The organism is Tateyamaria pelophila (assembly GCF_019966495.1).
Taxonomy (GTDB): Bacteria; Pseudomonadota; Alphaproteobacteria; order Rhodobacterales; family Rhodobacteraceae; genus Tateyamaria; species Tateyamaria pelophila.
Genome location: NZ_JAIMIA010000044.1, coordinates 20,331 through 38,924, shown reverse-complemented (window position 1 = coordinate 38,924; position 18,594 = coordinate 20,331). Strand labels below are relative to the sequence as shown.

The following is an 18,594-nucleotide window of genomic DNA, read 5'->3' as shown; positions in this document are numbered from 1 at the left end:
GAGGTAAAAGATACTTGATCCGCAGGCCTGATCAGGCGATCTTCGCGTCAGATGGCAGGCCACTTGGGGAATGTCGGATTCATGAAACACAAAAAGCCAAACAGTCCCTTCGCGCGATACGCGGGAGCGGCCTGCGCCAGCGCGATTGCGCTGGGGGCCGCTCTGCTGGGGACGTCCGCGCCGGTACAGGCGCAAGATGCCGAGAAAAAGCCGAACATCCTGTTCATCATGGGGGACGATATCGGCTGGATGCAGCCGTCGATCTATCACCGCGGTCTGATGGTTGGCGAAACACCCAACATCGACCGCATCGGCCGCGAAGGCGCGATGTTCACTGACTACTATGCCGAGCAAAGCTGCACGGCCGGGCGAAATGCCTTTTTCACTGGCATGCAGCCGCTGCGAACCGGCATGATCATGCCACAGTTGCCCGGCAGCCCCAGCTACCTTCAACCCGGAACGCCGGCGATCTCCAAGTTCCTGCTGGATCTTGGTTACACGACCGGTGAGTTCGGCAAGAACCACCTCGGCGATCACACCGACGCCCTGCCGACGGCGCACGGGTTCCAGGAATTCTGGGGATACCTCTATCACCTTGACGCGATGCAGGGCGTCAGCTTCCCCGACATCAACATATCGCCCACCGAACAGGGCATCGTGCCACCGTGCAAGAACACGCCGGTACCTGGCCTGGCCGAAGTGCCCGGCGCTGTTGATGCCGCAACAACCATCTGTCTGACGCCGCCGCGTCCGGTCATGCACTGCACGTCGAGCGATGGCACCGCCGCGAACATGACGTGCAAGGACGAAGGTCCACTGACGATGGAACGCTCCAAGACCATCGACGAGGAAATCTCGGCGCAGGTCATCGACTTCCTCGACCGCAACGACCCCGAGAAGACCGACAAGCCGTTCTTTGTCTGGTACAACCCGGCCCGCATGCACATCACCACCGTCTTGGATGACACGTATCTGGACATGGTCGGCGTGAAAGGCGGTAAGGATTGGGGCGTCAATGAGGCCGCCATGAAGCAGATGGACGACAACATCGGCTATGTGCTGAAAAAGCTCGAGGACATGGGCGAACTCGACAACACCATCGTCGTGTTCACCACCGACAACGGAGCCGAGACAATCACCTTCCCCGATGGCGGCACGACCCCGTTCAAGGGTGGCAAGCTGAGTACCTGGGAAGGCGGTATGCGCGCGCCTGCGGTCATTCGCTGGCCCGGCAAGATCGAACCCGGCACCGTTTACAATGACATCTTTGCGTCACTCGACTGGCTGCCGACGCTGGTCGAAGCGGCGGGTGGCCCCGCGGACAACGACCTGAAAGCTCAGATCGAGAAGGGCGAGTATGCGGGGATCGTCAAAACGACGCTCGATGGGACAAACCAGTTGGACTACTTGACCGGAGAAGCCGACAACGCGGCGCGGGACTACTTCATGTACTACTCGGGCAAGGATCCATCGGCCGTTCGCTTCAAGAACTGGAAGATGTACTTTGCCATGGTGTCGGATGACCCGTCCGGTTTCATCGCGGGTGTGCAGCCCTACCACTGGACCCAGGTCGTGAACATCAAACGCGATCCCTTCGAAACCTCTGTTGGATCACAGATCAAGACGTTGATGGGCACGGGCGGCGCAATTGCTGCACCGATGACCGCGTATCAATATGACTGGAACCTTCTGCCGATTGGCCAGCAGTTGTGGCTCCGGGAGCTTGAGACCTATCGCGACTTCCCACCGATGCAGGACCCGTCCAGCTACAATCTGGAAGACGTGATCAAGCAGGTGAAGAATGCGAGGACCGGCAGCCGCGGTGAGTGACCCCGGTTGACTTGATCTGAGCCAGCGTTATGCGCTCGGGGGACCGGGCGCATGACAGAAAGAAAACCGAGGCGGCGTGTGGTTTTTGCGTCGCCTTCTTTGCCAACCTGCGGCTTTGGGCGGATCACGTCAAAAGGTGCAGACAGATCTGAAAAGCACTGAAACCGCTCACGCAACCCAAACCACCTATGCAAAGCAGAATGGGATTGATTGCAAATGGCTGACAAAAATTACGTGGTCCTTGCCGCCTCAAACGGGTCGCTCGCTGATGCAAAGATGAACTTTGAAGCGCTCAAACTCATTAAAACGGAAGGTCCGATCCGCGATCTTACCGCTGCAGTGATTTCCAGATCAGATGAAGGCTGGTTGAAGGTCTTTGAGGTCACCCATGTCGGCAAAGTTGCGGCAGGTATCGGCTTCTCGGCGCGTTGTGTCCACCCGCAGGCGTTGCGGTGATTGGCGCCGCCGCCACGCATGCCGCTGTCGGCGGTGTTGTCCGTGGCGCAACTGGTCATCTTGTCGGCAGCATCTGTCGCAAGATATTGAAAGACTTTGTTTTGTCCTCGAGGATGGCGAGGCGGCCGTCATAGCGGTCGCGGTTGACGCGATTGATACGGACGCCGCAGACGCGCTTGCGCGCGCGAAAAGAAGGCAGCAAGGCATATCGACAAGAGTGATTGGGACACGCTGCGTAAAGAGACTTTAAGAAAGGTATTTACAAGGCGGAAAACATTGTGGGTTTGTGATCCGACCATACAGTTGCATGCTTGTCCCGTGATGATCCGTCATCGGGGCACCCCGCCCACGCTGAAACGCAATCGAACCTGGCGTGTATCGACGCGCTGAGTCAAAACTGGAGAAGATCGTGAACAAGATGATAAGAACCTTAACTGCAGCCCTGTCGGTCTGCCTTGCACCGATGGCTTTCCCTGCCTTCGCGCAGGACACCGACAAACCCAATATCCTTGTGATCTGGGGGGACGACATCGGCCAGTTCAACATCAGCGCCAACAACTTCGGCATGATGGGTTATCGAACGCCGAACATTGACAGGATCTACGATGAAGGCGCCATGTTTACGGACTGGTACGGCCAGCAAAGCTGTACCGCCGGACGTGCCGCATTCGTAACCGGGCAATCTCCGATCCGGACCGGTCTGACCAAGGTCGGTCTGCCGGGGGCGCCGGAGGGCATGAATATTCTGGACCCCACCATCGCAGGTCTGCTCAAGCCTTTGGGATACATGACAGGCCAATATGGCAAGAACCACCTGGGCGACCTTGATGAGATGTTCCCGACGAACAACGGTTTCGACGAGTTCTTCGGAAACCTCTACCACCTGAATGCCGAGGAAGAGCCCGAGAATCCCGATTATCCCCAAAATCCGGAGTTCAAGAAACAGTTTGGCCCGCGTGGCGTCATCAAATCGACTGCGATCTATGACGACAACGGCGCGCTTATCGGACAGGATATCGAGGATACCGGTCCCTTGACACGCAAGCGTATGGAGACCGTAGACGAAGAGGTGACCGAAGGCGCGCTTGAGTTCATGGAGCGTGCGCATGAAGCAGGCAAGCCCTTCTTTCTGTGGTGGAACTCCACCCGGATGCACATTTTTACACACCTGAAGCCGGAATCGCAGGGCGTGACCGGCCTCGGTGTCTATGCCGACGGAATGGTCGAGCATGACGGCATGGTCGGCCAACTTCTCGACAAGCTGGATGAACTGGGTATCGCCGACAATACCATCGTCATGTACTCGACCGACAACGGCGCCGAGACCTTCACATGGCCCGATGGTGGCACGACGATGTTCAAGGGCGAGAAGAACACCCAGTGGGAAGGCGGCTTTCGCGTGCCGACGGCAATCCGCTGGCCGGGTACGATCGAACCGGGCACCGTCATCAACGAGATCGTTTCTCATGAGGACATGTTGCCAACCCTGATGTCTGCTGCCGGGGAACCGGATATCAAGGAGCGTCTTTTGGAAGGCGGCGTCGAGGCCATCGGCCGGACGTACAACGTTCATCTTGATGGCTACGATCTGACTCCTGCCCTGAGGGGGGAAGCGGACTGGCCGCGTGAGGAGTTCATATACTGGACAGATGACGGGTCGGTTGCCGCTTTGCGTTACAATGCGTGGAAAATGACCTTCCTGCGTCAGAACGCCGAAGGCTACAAGGTCTGGACCGCGCCGTTTGAAGTCTTGCGAGCGCCATCCATCACCAATCTGGTCATGGACCCATTCGAGCGCGCCGAAGCCGAGGACGCCATGGGCTATCAGCGGTGGTGGATCGAACATATGTTCGTGATCGCACCCGCCGGTGGATATGTCGGCCGCTGGCTCCAGAGCTTCAAGGATTTCCCGCCACGGCAAAAACCAGGGAGCTTTAATCTTGACCGTGTCATGGAAGCGGTCTTGGCAGGATCGTCGGGCAACCAGTAAGAAACGGTTCGGCTTGCCGCACCATTGTTTTGCGATCTACCGGCGCAGTCCTTCGGGCTGCGCCGTTTTGGTATTTGGGAGTGTTTCAGCGCCTTTGCTGCCGTGCGCTGAACGATCGCCCGACGTTTTCCCGAAACGACCGGGCGACACGGCGATCAATCCCGGTCATGGTGGCCGAAACGATGCCGTCAGGTATTGCGATGTGGTTTTCGAGGGGTTCCAGGGCACGCACCGGAGTTGCCGAAAACAGTATCAAACGTCGGTTTTGCATCCAGCAGGACTGCGGAACATCTTCCTTCGTTTGTGTGCCGGGATCAAATCTCGGGTGACTTGAGGATTCTTGAAGTCAAAATCTTCAAAGAGGTGCGGCGCATTTGTCATAAATCCCACAAACATGTGAAACCGCGTCACGGGATCGTTTGGTGACAGCGCGGTGCTCAGCCTCTTAGGTGACGAAGATGGAACTCGTCTTTGCATATGGAGCCGGTCTGCTGACCCTGATCAACCCCTGCGTCGTGCCGGTGTTGCCCATCGTTATCGCCACGGCTTTCCAAAGCAGTCGCTATGGGCCAATCGCGCTTTCAGCGGGATTGAGCCTGTCATTCGTGACATTGGGTGTTGGCGTGACGGCTTTCGGGCACGTGCTGGGGATCGATATCGACACGATTTCCAAGGTCGGCGCCGCGCTGATGGTGCTGTTCGGGCTGGCGCTGCTGATGCCCCAGGCGGGCGCGGTTCTGGCCGGTGCCACGGCGGGATTGTCCGCGCAGGCTGATGCACGGATCGACACGCTGGATCAGGGCGGGCTGCGCGGCCAGTTCCTTGGTGGCTTGCTGCTCGGCGCTGTCTGGAGCCCTTGCATCGGTCCGACGCTTGGCGGCGCCATTTCGCTTGCATCGCAAGGTGAGGGGTTGATGCGCGCCACCGCCATCATGGTGTTCTTTGCGATGGGTGTCTCGACGCTGATCCTGGGCTTGGCCTATGGCACCCGTGGTGCCGTGGGGCGCTACAACACACAGCTTCGTGCCTTGGCGCAACGCAGCAGGCCCATTCTGGGCATCGCCTTCGTCGCCGTCGGACTGGCGTTGTTTTTCAATTTCCATCACGTGATCGAAGCCTGGCTGATCGGTGTTCTGCCCGCCTGGTTGATCGATCTTTCCGTCGCATTGTAATTTTGACCACAGGAGACCACTCATGGATCGTCGCCATTTTCTTGTACTGACCGCAGGCGCCGCCGCCCTGCCCTTTGCAGCCAACGCCGCACCGCTTGCCTACAAGCCCGGACTGGTGGAGAAACACCTGAAAGCCGGAGATACCGTCTTTCTCGACTTCAAAGCGGACTGGTGCAGCACCTGCGCGACGCAGGAACGGGTGATCAATGCGCTGAAATCGGAAAATCCCGACTACGAAGACAAGATCACCTTTATCGATGTTGACTGGGATGAATATGGCAAATCGGATCTGGCCAAGCGGATGAACATTCCGCGACGGTCGACCCTTGTGGTGCTGAAAGGCAATCAGGAACTCGGCCGCATCATCGCGCAGACCAGCAAATCGCAGATCAAGGCGCTGATGGATACCGCATTGGGGGCCGCAACAGCGTAACATTACTCCACAGGAACAGGTGTCGGTGGTGGCACTACGTCATGCTGCTGTGTCCCGTTTCGTGCGGCCCGGTTTTTGTCGATAGCCTCACGTGGCCGCTCGGGGACATAAGGCAGCGGAGCGCCCTTCCTGTAATCGCGCCCTTCAAACGTGGGCGGCTTGGCTGGCTTTTGGAAGGGGCGCGTAAATCGGCCCTTCCAGACTATTCAAAGCACGGCTTTTACTGGCCGTTGATCACTGACTGGACTCTGACACGCATACCCGGACGCAATCGGAAATTGGGATTGGCCAGCTCGGCCCAGATCGTCATTGTACCGGTCGCCATGTCGACACGTGACGATAGATTGTCCGGCGTCGTGGTTTCGGGATACAGCCACGTCTCTGAAATCTTTATGCTCAGAGTGACACGATCCAGCAATTCGCTTGGTGTGCGCAAATTGTCGATCGCCAACTGTTCGATACGATCGACGTAGGGAATTTCGTAGGATAGCAGTACCGGGTCCATCTGGTCGATCCGGGCTAGCGGCGCGCGTCCCTTTTCCACATATGCGCCGGGGTTGATCGCGGATTGACTGATGATGCCGCTTATCCGCGCTCGAATGACCGTATCCTCAAGATCGCTTTCCGCGGATTTCAACTCGGCCTTGGCCTGCTCCAATCGTGCTTCGCCCAATGACAACGCCACGACGGCCTTGAGCATCTGTACATCCGTAGCCGATCCTCGGTCTTTCAGTTTCTGGATACGTTCGAGGTCCTGGCGTGCGGAGGACAGGGTCGTTTCGGCGCGCACCGTGTTGAGGCGTTGGGTTTTTACAGTCAGTTCATAAGGCCCCGGATCTATGGAAAACAGAATATCTCCTGCTTCGACAAATTGACCGGGCTTGAAATGAACCTCTGTCACGACCCCATCAATCAGATTTGACACTTCGTGGCTGTTGAGCGCTTCGATCAGGCCGGGAAAGTCTGCTTGGGTTGAGGGCGCTTCCTCAGCGGTGGCGCTTTGGAGCAATCCCAGAATTAAGAATATCCAAAGGGCACTCAGAGAAGTTATTAATCGTCGATGGACAACTGGCCTTGCTGAACTCTTCAATGTTTCAGTCTCCTCTTACAAGGGATCAAGAGTGCCAGCTATCTTCCACCTGATCAAGTTTTTGGCGGGTCTTCTTCTGCCGTTTGAGCCACACTGGACCTTCGGACCAAGGGTCACGGCGCCGCCGGTTTTGCACTTGTGGCGCGCGACAGAACAAACAGCGCCACGGCACCGCCAATGCCGATCAGATCCGATACCAGTCCGCCCTCGATCATGAACAGCGCGACAATGATCAGCCCGCCACGGATGGGCCAATTTGCACGGCTCGCAGCCCACCACCCCTGCACACCGGAGGACAGCAGAAAGACGCCAAAGATCGCGGTTGCGCCTGCGCGCATCACTTCGAACCATGTGCCGTCCATCAGCAGGGCCGAGTTGTAAAAGAACATGAACGGCACGATGAAGGCGGAGATGCCGATCTTGAACGAGGCCACCGATGTCTCCATCGGATTGGCGCCTGAAATGCCTGCGGCGGCATAACTGGCCAAGGCCACCGGAGGTGTGATGGCCGAGACAACGGCGAAATAGAACACAAAGAAATGGGCTGTCAGCGCGGGTATACCCAGTTGCACCAGTCCCGGAGCCACGACGCTCGCGGCGACCGCATAGGCCGCTGTCGTGGGCATGCCCATCCCCAGCAGGATGGAGATACACATGGCAAAGAACAGCGCCAGCAATTGGTTTGCATCTGCAATGCTGAGCAGGACAGACGAGAACCGCGCGCCGACTCCAGTCAGTGAGATGACGCCAACGATAATGCCCGCACAGGCGCAGACCGCGATGATCTGAATCGACATGATGCCTGCAATTTCAAATGCCTTGGCGACCGATTTAAGGCCCATGCGATAGGGTGTGAACCAGCTGACAACGGCTGCCGCCGCTGTCGCCAATGTGCCCGCGCGGATCACCGAATAGCCCATGAAAAGCGCTGCGATCAGAATGATTATCGGCAAGAACAGATACACCCGGCGCACCATATCCCGGAACTTTGGCAGCTCATCCTCGCGCATGCCCCGCATACCCAGCTTGGCGGCCTCGAAATCGACCATGAAGTAGATCGACACGAAGTAGAGAACTGCGGGGATGATCGCGGCGATTGCAATGTCGGTGTAGGGAATGCCAGTGATCTCGGCCATGATGAAGGCGCCCGCCCCCATGATCGGCGGCATGATCTGGCCCCCCGTCGAGGCTGCGGCCTCGACCGCGCCGGCGGTCGTTGGCTTGTAGCCTACCTTTTTCATCAGCGGGATCGTCAGCGACCCGGTCGCCACCACATTGCCCGCCGAGGTGCCGTTGATCATGCCCATCAGGCCGCTGGCAAAGATGGAGACCTTGGCAGGCCCCCCGCGGGCACGCCCGGCTGCCGCAAAGGCGAAGTTGACGAAATATTCACCGACCTTGGAGGCCTGCAGGAAAGCGGCAAAGATGATGAACAAAATGATATAGGTCGAGGACACCGCCGTTGTCGGGCCAAGGATGCCTGCGTCGGTATAGACCTGGCTGAAGAACCGCTGCCACGCGATGTCGGGCGCATTCAGGAAACCGGGCAAGAGGTCTCCGACAAAAACATAGATCAGGAAAATTCCCGCAATGACGATCAGGGCAAGGCCCGCAACCCGTCGCGTCATTTCCATGATCAGCGCGGTGCCTGCCACGGCGGCAAGGCTCATCCCGATGGGCGCAAATGGGGTGCCGGTGGCATTGCGCATCAAGGTGCCAAAGATGGTGATCAGATACATCGCGACCGCCACAGAACAGACCACAAGGACCAGATCAGCTGACGCAATAGAGCCGCGCACGCGGGGGCGCATCCAACCAATGACGATGCCAATCGCGGTCGCTGCGATCAACGGGACACCGTAATGCCACGTTTCTGCGGCGCGGATGCCGGGATCAATGCCGTTCCACATCGCACCGCCGGCGATCTGGTTGGCAAAGGTCATCGCCGTATAGCAGGCATAAAATGCAGGGATCAGCGCCAGGTAGGCAACGATATCCAACGGGTGCCAACCGGCCTTGTCGCGATCGGGAAAGGCGCGTGCAGAATAGAGCAGAAACCCCAGGATCAGCGCCCCCGCGATGTGTACGATGCGGAAATTCCACGTCTCCATCGGGAAAACGGGCAAGCCGGGGATATCAACGCCGGTCCACGCTCGGATGGACCAGCCGTTCAGAACCGCCATGTGGAAAATGGCATAGAGGCCTGAAAGCGTAGCAATGATCAGATAGGCGCGCCCGTCAAAAATACGGCGGTTGTGTTCGACCGGTTCGTCGTCGACGCCTTCGACTTTGATCGGGCCATCGGACAAGACATCCTGTTTCGCGTCATCTGTCATCGTCCGTCTCCCTTGGCCGTCCGCGCGTTCGCCAGAACAGCAGTCTTCAGCAGGTTTTGAAAGTCGCAAATTATGAAAAAATGGTGACCACACCAAAGATGCGGTCACCAAAGCGCGTTTATTTGCTGTGGATTTGATCCGCAGGAATATCGGCACCTGCATTGTCAATGAACCACTGTGCGGCACCGGGGTGCCACGCGATCACGCCTGCGTTCTTTGTCCAGTTTTCGGGCAATGTAGAACGCGCGGCTTTGTGGATGTTCATCATCCGCTCATTGTCGGACATCACGATGTCGACGACAGCATTCACAAAGCTGTCTGGCAGATCGCAGTTTGCGATGGCAAAGTTCCACATCGAAACCGAGCGCGCAGGTGCTTCCAGCGTCGAGTAGGTGCTGGCTGCGATCTCAAACGCGGCGACGGGGAAAGCCTCCATGATCGTCGCCTGCTCGGCTTCGGTGAACTCGATGATGTTGACATCTGTCTGGACTTCGAGCTGGCTGACTGCAGGCACGGGTACGCCTGCCGCAAAGGCGATCACGTCGATCAGACCGTCCTGAAGCTGGCCACCAAGGTCGCTCCATGACCCGTTGCGGCGGTCAAATTCCACCCCGAGCGTTTCCATCATGCGGGGGAAATATGTGTCCGAGGTCGATCCGGCAGGGCCGAAACCGATGCGCGCTCCCGCGGGAATGTCCGCAATCGTGGTGATGTCGGAGGAACTGAGCGCCGTCACCGAAAAGGGTGTCTGGTACATCGGGAACATCGCGCAGGCATTGGTCATCGCCAATCCGGGTGCGATCGGGCTCTGGCCGGCGATCGCCTCGGCGGCCGGGCCCATTGTCGTCATACCAAACTGCGCGTCACCGGTGTGCACCAGCGCCATGTTCTGGCCAGGTCCGCCCGTGACTTCGCCACCACCGGTCAGGCCCAATTCTTCGGCAACCAGGTTCGCCCAGCCTGATCCATAGGCAAAATACGTGCCGCCCTGCGATGCCGTCGCGACGGTGAAGCTTTCGGGCCAGCCGGTCCGGTCCTGATGTCCATCGGCAAACGCCGTGGTCGCGGCAAGCGTCGTCGCTGCAAATATTGCAATCACTTTCATAAGTGAATCCTCCACTGTTTTTTGTCCGATCCTTACTGGATCAGCTTGTATCGATGGAGACGTAAAACCAAGACCCATCCGGTGTGGGGTAGGGCATGGCGAGCAAGTTCTCAATGAAAGACCACCAAGTTTTGTAAGGTTTTTGAACTTTTTATAAATTTCAATGTGTTGGGCGATCAGCCAAAAACGTTTTGGTGCGATGTCATGGCCTGCGAAGAGGAACCCCTGAAGATAACAGGCACGGACGCAAGCGTGATCGTCTCGCGCTGGATGTATGATACGCAGGTTGCCCCTTCTATCAGCGGCTTGTGCCCTTTGAGGGCAAATGCGACCGCCAACAGTATTATGAAGTGCGCTATCCGGCGCTGGCCTACATCAAGGCGATCTTTACGCCTGCGGGCACGGACGGAGACACGAACAATCTGCCGGTGGGGCAGTATTTCCAGATGGACAGCTACAACTTCATGACGCCGGTCGATGAGGTCACAAGCCGCTACTACTGGTTCCAGATGCGAAATGTGCATCCTGAGGATGAAGAGGTGTCACAGTACATGAGTGCCTCGGTCAAGGTGGCGTTTGAAGAAGATCGCGACATCCTGGCTGAAGTGCAAAAAGGCATGCATAATAAAACCACGCATACCGTGGACATCGCAATTGACGCAGGCCCGCTGTTTTTCCGGCGGCACCTTCAGAAACTGATAGAGGCCGAGAACCCACGGAACGCGGTTGCTGAATAGTCTCGGAGAGTTTGAAAAAATTCCACACTCACGGCTCGCCGAGAGCGGCGGACGTCGCTTTGCGGTATTGGCGCGGGGAAACGCCCGTAAATCGACGAAAGGCCCGGGAAAAATGCTGCGGCCGTTCATATCCTGCCATCATGGCGACATCGATGATCTTTGCGTCTGGCTCGGCGAGCATGTCCCGCGCTACTTCGAAGCGCGCCTCTTGAACGATTTCGGAATAGCTTCGCCCTGACTGCTGCAAGCGGCGCTGAAGGGTACGGCTGCTCAATCCCAGCATTTCGGCGATGTGATCCAGATCGGTCCGGCCTTCCTCAAGGTATGGCCGGATGACCGAACGCAGCGCGTCTGTAAGAGACAGTTCACTGCTCTGGTCATTGTTGGCAACTTGATACGCCGCATCTTTCCACGCGCGGGGAGGCGTCATTTCGCGGATCATGCAGGGGCGGGTCAAGACGTCGGCGTCGACAAGCAGGGATGTCCGGGCCTGTCCGACCAATATCCGCGTGTTTCCGTAAGCCTCCAAAGCCGCATCGGGTGGCGTGTGTCGCGACATGAAGGTATATTCGATCGACCGCCATTTGCGCCCTGCGACACTGCCTATGATCGAAGTGATACCTTGCAGGTTCAGCCATTCATTGAAGTGGATATGCCGATGGTTCGAAAGGTGCGACATATCGCAAACGATCCGGACATGCGCGCCTTCGCGCCGCGTGCGCACTGCCATTGCGCTGTCTTCCCGGTGGATCCCTCGGATAAGGGTTTCCAACCGGGTTTGTCCGCTGATGGCGTCGACCAAAGAACGTTGAAATGATGGATCGAGCGTATCGAGTGTTGCACGTTCAGCAGCAAAAAAACCCAGTTCCATCGGTGCGAAATCGCCCGCACAGGCGGCGACCAGTTCCATTGCAAGCGGCTGATTGACGCGCGCGTCCGGATGCTCTTCCATCCAGATGGGGAGGCCCGAGCTTGCAAGTTTTTTATCGACCGGTGCGCCGATTGCCCTGAGGGCATCCAGGTAGACATTCACGTGCGCCGCTCTGCAGATCGAATATTTGGACATGATCGACGGTCTCCAATGCTCGGAAGAACCCTTATCCTACTCAAAATATCGTCCACAATCACAAGATAAGGCCGATCAGCGAAACAAACCAAGTGCAGCCTATCGCGTCAACGTTCGTACGGCAGAGCAAAGCGCCCAGCGAAGCGCCTGCACAGGACACAAAAACCCCGGTCGCCGAGCTATCGATGAAGCTTGGTTATGGCGCGAAATGGGCAGAAGTGGTACCACAGCTGAAGTAACCTTTCAAACAGGTCCAATTTTTGCTTCTTTCCGAAAACGGAGATTTTTGATGTTTCGATCCACTCTACTCGGCAGTGCGGCCCTGATCCTGACGATGGGAGCCGCCTCCGCTCAAGTCTCCAAAGAAACGATAGATGCGCTCGGTGTTCCGGATAAGGTGCAAACTTCCGTTGGCGAACTCACATTTGACCGCGGTGCTCCGACGGCTCAGACCGCACAAACAGTCTTCGACGCGCTCGATTTCACCCGCGCACTCAATGTGTACAACAACAGCTTTCGCGGTGCGTCGGCCCTTGGGTTCCACAAGGGCTTCCAGAGCATCGGCGCGGACTACAACGATGTTGTCATCACGTCTGAGCTTCTGGATTCGGCGGGCATATTCCTGACCGGCAACGCCGACACTGTCTATTACCTGTCGGTCATTGACCTGTCGAAAGGGCCGATGGTGATCGAACAACCCTCTAACGGCGTCGGCACGATCAACGACATGTGGTTCTCATGGATCATCGACGTCGGCGGCCCGGGACCCGATCGCGGCCAAGGCGGCAAGTACCTGATCGTTGGCCCGGACTATGACGGTCCGCTGCCCGAGGGCGGATACTTCGTTGCCCATTCCAAGACCAACCGGGTCCTCTACGCCTCGCGTGCTTATCTGGTGGATAACGATCCAAAGCCGGCAGTGGAAAACGTCAAAGCCAACATGAAGATCTACCCCTATACGGAGGGTGGCTTCGGCACCAGCATCGCACAGGCGCTGACCGGCGAAGTTCGCCTCGGCGAGGATCCGAAAGTCCCCGACACGACATTCATCGAGGGGAGCAAGGTATCGTTCAACACCGTCCCGCCAAGCGATTTCGGTTTTTACGAATGGATCAACGAGAACGTTCAGGCCGAGCCTGCAACCAGCTATGACGTGGAGCTTTCCGGGCAACTTGCGGCCATCGGCATCGTCAAGGGCAAGGACTTCGCGCCTGACGACCGGATGAAGAAGATCCTGACCGATGCCGCAGCAGTTGGCCAGGCCGCCGGGCGGGTGCTGAACTGGCGCCCCTTCGAACGGCATCCGGACTGGGCCTATTACGAGAATTCGAAATGGGGCAGTATGCTCTGGGAAGGTGGCGCCTTCTTCGAGACCCCCCCGCCGGCCTTCTCGGACGGGGAATTCAAGCCACTGCCGCCCACTGGCGCCCGTACGCTCGACAGCCGCACGGCCTTCTACTACGGCTACACGCTCGACAGCCCGGGCATGATCATGAACATACCGGAAGTCGGTTCGCAGTACCTGATGGGGTTTCAGGACGCGGCCGGAGACGTGTTCGACGGCGCGAAAACATACAAGGTGACGCTGCCCAAGGACATCCCCGCCAAGGCGTTCTGGTCCTTTACGCTCTATGACAACCAGACCCGCTCCATGCTGGCCACTCCGCAGAAATATCCGCGTGCGGGAAGCCAGAGTTATCCATCGCCGGCGGCCACGGCGGCCGAGGACGGCACAACAACTGTCTATTTCTCACCTGAACAGCCCGATGGCGTTGATCGGGGCAACTGGATTCAGACGGATCCGGAAAAGGGTTGGTTTACCATCTTGCGCCTGTACAGCCCTTTACCGTCGTTCTTCGACAAGTCATGGCAACCCAGTGAAATTGAGGTGGTCGAGTGATACTTGTTTCAAAGGGGCATTCCATGACGTGAAAAGGCCATATCTTGGTTGCTCTTTTGACGCTCACCCCGGTCACTCCGGTTCATGCAGAGGTTTCCAGAGAGACTCATGAAGCGGTCTCCATGCCCAGCATCGTTGATACGCCCGTCGGCACGCTCGAACTTTATGAGGGGGTGCCGACCGGCGTTACGGTCCAGGACAATCTTGACCGGATGCGAGGCATGGTAGTGTTTCTCGACAATTTCGGCGCGGTACCGATGTACGACTTGCGCAAGTGGCTTGCCGATGCAGGTGCTGAACGGGGCACATAGGATCGCCCTTTTCGAACTCATGGTTTCCCGGAGACTTTTTGTCACGGCCAAAGCCTCGACGCTCTACGCCTTCACCGAGACCGACCTTGCCACGGATGGGCCAACTGTGATTTAGGCCCGTCCCGCCATGCTGGGATTTCTCGATGATGCCTGACAGCGTTTAATCGGTGACATGGTGTCACCGGCCCGGGCGAAGGCAAGGCCGACAAGTATCCGGTGGAGCCGCCGGGATAGGCTGGAGACATCCTTGACGGATATTTCCTGCTGAAACCACCGACCAACCGGAACTTCATGCTCCTGCGGCAAACGTGCAAAATTGGCTCATTATTGTATGAAGTCAGCCGTCTTCCTGACTTGCCGCCAAAGGGTTGAAACAGGCAAAGTCCCGCCCACTCCCATCGGCTGCCAGCGCGGGTTTCTCACGTCGGCATCGATCCGAGGCGAACGCACAGCGTTCATTGAATGCGCAGCCCAGAGGCGGCGACATTGGATCGGGCAATTCTGTCTCTGCGGTCTCGGGCGCTGCGATGGGGCGTCCAACCTCCGGCGCGCTCTGAGCCAGCAGGGCGGTATAGGGATGGCGCGGGTTGGCAAAGATGTCGCGTGCTGCTCCGACTTCGACGATCGCTCCGAAATACAGGACCGCGACACGATCACTGACGGCCTCGACCACCGCAAGATCGTGGCTGATGAAGAGATATGTCAGTCCAAACTCTTTTTTGAGATCGGCCAGCAGGTTCAGCACTTGCGCCTGCACCGACACATCCAGTGCGGAGACGGGTTCATCCAGGATCAGGATACGCGCCTCGGCTGCCAAGGCCCGTGCAATCCCGATTCTTTGCGCCTGCCCGCCGGAGAACTCGTGCGGGTAGCGATCCAGGAACTCTTCGCGCAGGTTCACGGCTGCGAAGATCTCACGAATGCGCGCCGCGCGGGCCGTTTTGTCGAGGTTGTGGAGCCGACGCAGCGGTACTTCCATGATCTGGCGGATCGTCTTGCGCGGATTCAGGCTGCTGATCGGGTCCTGGAACACATATTGGATGCGCTTGCCAAAAATTGCGGGGTCCGCATTGTCCAGAACCGCCCCTTCGATTTCAATCTGTCCGGTCGTGGGCGGCAACAGCCCGACGAGCATCTTTGCAAGCGTGGACTTGCCGCAACCGGATTCTCCCACGATGCCCAAGGTCTCGCCGATCTTCACCGTCAGATCGAGCGGTTCGACCGCATGGACCATCGCCTTGGGTGGTCCAAACAGGCGTTTTCCCACAGGAAACGACTTGGAAAGTCCCGTCAGTTTGATGGCCTCGGTCATGCGCTGCGCTCCGATACAACTTCGGGGAACAAGCAACGGGTCTTTCTTGCCTCTTCGGTTTTCACCAGCTCGACGGGGCCCGCGCGGCAATCGGCATGGGCCTTGTCGCACCGCTCGGCGAAGGCACATCCAACCGGCAAGTTGTCCACGACAGGCGGCAGTCCGGGAATGGCGGACAGTTTGCGTTGCCCGCCGCCCAATGTCGGAACGCAGTCTATCAATCGGCTGGTATAGGGGTGCTGCGGATTGCGCAGAACCGCGGCCGTTGGTCCTTCTTCGACGATCTGGCCCGCATACATGACGGCGACGCGGTCGCACAACTGACCAACGACCCCGAAATCATGGGTGATGAAAATGATCGCCAGTCCCCGTTCGCGGCGCAAGTCACTGAGCACAGAGAGGATTTGCGCTTGAACGGTAACATCCAATGCCGTAGTCGGTTCATCGGCGATTATCACATCGGGATTATTGGCCAGCGCCATGGCGATCCCGACGCGTTGACGCATCCCGCCCGACATCTCATAGGGATAGCTTTCGATCCGACTTTCTGCGTTGGGAATGCGCACGGATTTGAGCAGGCCGATCGCACGGCTGCGCGCGTCGGCACTTGAAACAGAGTCGTGGGATTGGATCGCCTCGATCAGTTGATCCCCGACCTTGTAAAGCGGATGCAGTGTGGCAAGCGGATCCTGAAAGATGTAGGCCACTCTCCGCCCGCGCAGAGAGCGCAGCACCTCGTACGGGGCACCGATGATTTCCTTGCCGTCAAAATGGACTGCACCGCCGGTGATGACGCCCGGCGGCGACGCGACAAGGCCCATGACACTGAGGGCCGTCACCGATTTGCCCGACCCGCTTTCGCCAATGATCCCAAGGCATTCGCCCTTTTCCACATGCAGATCAACACCGCTGACGGCCTTGTAGAGGCGGTCGCGCACCCGAAATTCAGTCCGCAAGCCCGCGATATCAAGAAGGCTTTCCGTCTTGGCGGCAGGCACAGCGCCTTGGCGATCCACTGTGGTTGCAGGCATCGGGCGGCTCAGTGCGCCGGACTTCAGGCGCGGATCAAGTGCGTCGCGCACGCCGTCGCCCAACAGGTTGATCGCCATCACGATGATCAGGATCATCGCGCCCGGCACGATGGACGTATGTGGATTTGTGATCAGCGCTGAACGGGCCTCTCCCAGCATGGACCCCAAATCGGCTTGGGGCGGTTGTGACCCAAGGCCAAGGAACGACAGTCCCGCCGTTTCAAGGATCATCCAGCCGACAGTCGTGGACATGGCGATGACGATCACGGGCAGAACATTTGGCAGCACTTCGGCCACGATGATTTCGCGGTCACGCATTCCGGCCAGACGCGCGGCATCGACAAACTCCTTGTGGGCGATACCCACCGTGATCCCGCGAATGTTGCGCGCAAAGAAGGGCACGTTGACGGCGGCCACAGCGATGAGGGCGTTCATCAGCCCCGGACCAAGGGCTGCGACAATGGCCAGCGCCAGAAGGATGTAGGGAAAGGCCATCAACATATCGACGCCGCGCATGATGATATTGTCTGTCCGTCCACCGTAATAACCCGCGATGATCCCGATGGCAGATCCGATGGTCGCGGCAATGATCGCGGCGGCCAAGCCCATGGCAAGGCTCAGCCGCGTGCCCCACATCAGGCGGCTGAGAAGATCACGCCCCAGATGGTCCGTGCCCAGAATGGCCCCTTCGCTGAACGGCGGTTTGAACCGGTTGGGTGTGTCCGTCACGTCTGGATCGGCCAATGGCAAAAGTGGCGTGATCAGCGCCAGCACGACGACCATCCCGATAACGATCAGCCCCGCCAAGGCCAGACGATTGCGGGCCAGCAATTTGAGAAAGGCCATCATGTCTTGATCCGCGGATCAAGCAGGGCTTGCGCCACGTCCACCATGATGTTGAACAGGACATAGCATGCTGCAATGAACACCACCCCGCCCTGCACCAGCAGAATGTCGCGTTTCAGGATCGCATCAACCAGCATCCGGCCAACGCCGGGCCATTGGAACACCATTTCGATATAGACCGCACCCGACAGCACGAACCCCGCCTGAATACCCAGAATCGGAATGATGGAAACCATCGCGGCCCGCAAGGCGTGCCGCCATATCACGCGGCGCTCATGCACACCCTTGGCCCGCGCCGTGCGGATGAAATCCTGACGCAAGACTTCCAGCATGGCCGAGCGCGCCAGACGCGCAATCACGCCTGTTGCCACCACGGCCAAAGCAAACGCCGGCATTGCAAGGTGATCCATCAACACCCAGAGATTTCGATCCCCGTAGATCGGCCACATGCCCGACACAGGGAACCACCGCAGCTGCACGGCAAAAATAAGGATCATCATCATGCCAAGAAAGAAAGACGGGATCGAAATCCCCAAAAGAACCACAAAGGTGATCGCCTTGTCGGCAAATCCGTATTGCCGTGCCGCCGAGATCACCCCCGCCGCAATACCCAGAACGGAGCACAGGACAAAAGACGTTCCCGCGAGGATCAACGTTGCGCCAAACCGGTCAAGGACCTCGTCCAGCACGGGCCGGTTCAGGGCAAAACTGCGCCCGAAATCGCCCTGCAGCATATTGCCGAGCCAGATGAAATACCGGGGCACAAGGCCCTGATCCAAACCCAGGTCGCGGTTCAGCTTTTCCACGTTTTCGGGAGTGGCATAAGACCCAAGGATCGCAGTCGCCGGATCACCCGGGATCATCGCCATGATCAGGAAAACGATCACGCTGATGCCGAGCAACACCGGGATGGCCGAGACGAGCCGCTTTAGGATGTAACCGGTCATGGGCTCACTCCGCCGTGTCAGCGCAGCCCCAC

Annotated in this window: 14 protein-coding genes and 1 pseudogene; 8 read left to right on the top strand and 7 right to left on the bottom strand. The window is 58.2% G+C overall.

Annotated elements, in window-relative coordinates:
* The first annotated feature begins 81 nt into the window (after positions 1–81).
* The 5 genes from LC354_RS14490 (at position 82) to LC354_RS14470 (ending at position 5,881) form a co-directional block, all read left to right on the top strand.
* The gene (locus tag LC354_RS14490) at positions 82–1,830 is read left to right on the top strand and encodes an arylsulfatase (RefSeq protein WP_223424971.1); all 1,749 of its coding nucleotides are present in this window, start codon (positions 82–84) and stop codon (positions 1,828–1,830) included.
* Positions 1,831–2,046: 216 nt separating this feature from the next.
* A complete protein-coding gene (locus tag LC354_RS14485; protein ID WP_223424970.1) occupies positions 2,047–2,286 on the top strand; it encodes a hypothetical protein in 240 nt (79 codons plus the stop codon).
* A 418-nt stretch (positions 2,287–2,704) separates the two neighbouring features.
* On the top strand, positions 2,705–4,276 hold the full coding sequence (locus tag LC354_RS14480; protein WP_223424983.1) for an arylsulfatase: 1,572 nt from the start codon (positions 2,705–2,707) through the stop codon (positions 4,274–4,276).
* Positions 4,277–4,734: 458 nt separating this feature from the next.
* Positions 4,735–5,448 carry a cytochrome c biogenesis CcdA family protein gene (locus LC354_RS14475; RefSeq protein ID WP_223424968.1) on the top strand — a complete coding sequence of 238 codons (714 nt, stop codon included), beginning with the start codon at positions 4,735–4,737 and terminating at the stop codon, positions 5,446–5,448.
* Positions 5,449–5,470: 22 nt separating this feature from the next.
* Positions 5,471–5,881 (top strand): thioredoxin family protein, encoded by a 411-nt coding sequence (locus LC354_RS14470; RefSeq protein WP_223424966.1) that lies wholly within the window; start codon positions 5,471–5,473, stop codon positions 5,879–5,881.
* A gap of 220 nt (positions 5,882–6,101) precedes the next feature.
* Here the strand turns inward: LC354_RS14470 and LC354_RS14465 are convergent, their stop codons facing one another.
* The 3 genes from LC354_RS14465 to LC354_RS14455 form a co-directional block, all read right to left on the bottom strand.
* Positions 6,102–6,890, bottom strand: coding sequence for an efflux RND transporter periplasmic adaptor subunit (locus tag LC354_RS14465; protein ID WP_223424964.1), 789 nt, complete (start codon positions 6,888–6,890; stop codon positions 6,102–6,104).
* A gap of 194 nt (positions 6,891–7,084) precedes the next feature.
* A complete protein-coding gene (locus LC354_RS14460) occupies positions 7,085–9,307 on the bottom strand; it encodes a TRAP transporter permease (protein ID WP_223424962.1) in 2,223 nt (740 codons plus the stop codon).
* 118 nt (positions 9,308–9,425) lie between these two features.
* A complete protein-coding gene (locus LC354_RS14455) occupies positions 9,426–10,412 on the bottom strand; it encodes a TAXI family TRAP transporter solute-binding subunit (protein ID WP_223424961.1) in 987 nt (328 codons plus the stop codon).
* A gap of 302 nt (positions 10,413–10,714) precedes the next feature.
* Between LC354_RS14455 and LC354_RS14450 the strand changes: the two are divergent.
* Positions 10,715–11,149: pseudogene (locus tag LC354_RS14450) on the top strand (aromatic ring-hydroxylating dioxygenase subunit alpha); the annotation flags it as partial.
* A gap of 28 nt (positions 11,150–11,177) precedes the next feature.
* Here LC354_RS14450 and LC354_RS14445 read toward each other — a convergent pair.
* Positions 11,178–12,215: an AraC family transcriptional regulator gene (locus LC354_RS14445; protein ID WP_223424957.1), complete on the bottom strand. Its 1,038-nt coding sequence runs from the start codon at positions 12,213–12,215 to the stop codon at positions 11,178–11,180.
* 289 nt (positions 12,216–12,504) lie between these two features.
* Between LC354_RS14445 and LC354_RS14440 the strand changes: the two genes are divergently transcribed.
* The gene (locus LC354_RS14440) at positions 12,505–14,115 is read left to right on the top strand and encodes a DUF1254 domain-containing protein (protein ID WP_223424955.1); all 1,611 of its coding nucleotides are present in this window, start codon (positions 12,505–12,507) and stop codon (positions 14,113–14,115) included.
* A gap of 122 nt (positions 14,116–14,237) precedes the next feature.
* Positions 14,238–14,426 carry a hypothetical protein gene (locus LC354_RS14435; protein WP_223424954.1) on the top strand — a complete coding sequence of 63 codons (189 nt, stop codon included), beginning with the start codon at positions 14,238–14,240 and terminating at the stop codon, positions 14,424–14,426.
* A 337-nt stretch (positions 14,427–14,763) separates the two neighbouring features.
* Here LC354_RS14435 and LC354_RS14430 read toward each other — a convergent pair whose 3' ends face one another.
* Genes LC354_RS14430 through LC354_RS14420 form a run of 3 tightly spaced genes read right to left on the bottom strand, consistent with a single transcriptional unit; the run spans position 14,764 to position 18,562 of the window.
* A complete protein-coding gene (locus LC354_RS14430) occupies positions 14,764–15,738 on the bottom strand; it encodes an ABC transporter ATP-binding protein (RefSeq protein WP_223424952.1) in 975 nt (324 codons plus the stop codon).
* Positions 15,735–17,615 (bottom strand): dipeptide/oligopeptide/nickel ABC transporter permease/ATP-binding protein, encoded by a 1,881-nt coding sequence (locus tag LC354_RS14425; RefSeq protein ID WP_223424981.1) that lies wholly within the window; start codon positions 17,613–17,615, stop codon positions 15,735–15,737. Before LC354_RS14425 ends, LC354_RS14430 begins: the two co-directional genes overlap by 4 nt.
* Positions 17,615–18,562: an ABC transporter permease gene (locus LC354_RS14420; RefSeq protein ID WP_223424950.1), complete on the bottom strand. Its 948-nt coding sequence runs from the start codon at positions 18,560–18,562 to the stop codon at positions 17,615–17,617. The genes LC354_RS14425 and LC354_RS14420 overlap by 1 nt, the downstream gene beginning before the upstream one ends.
* Positions 18,563–18,594 lie beyond the last annotated feature (32 nt).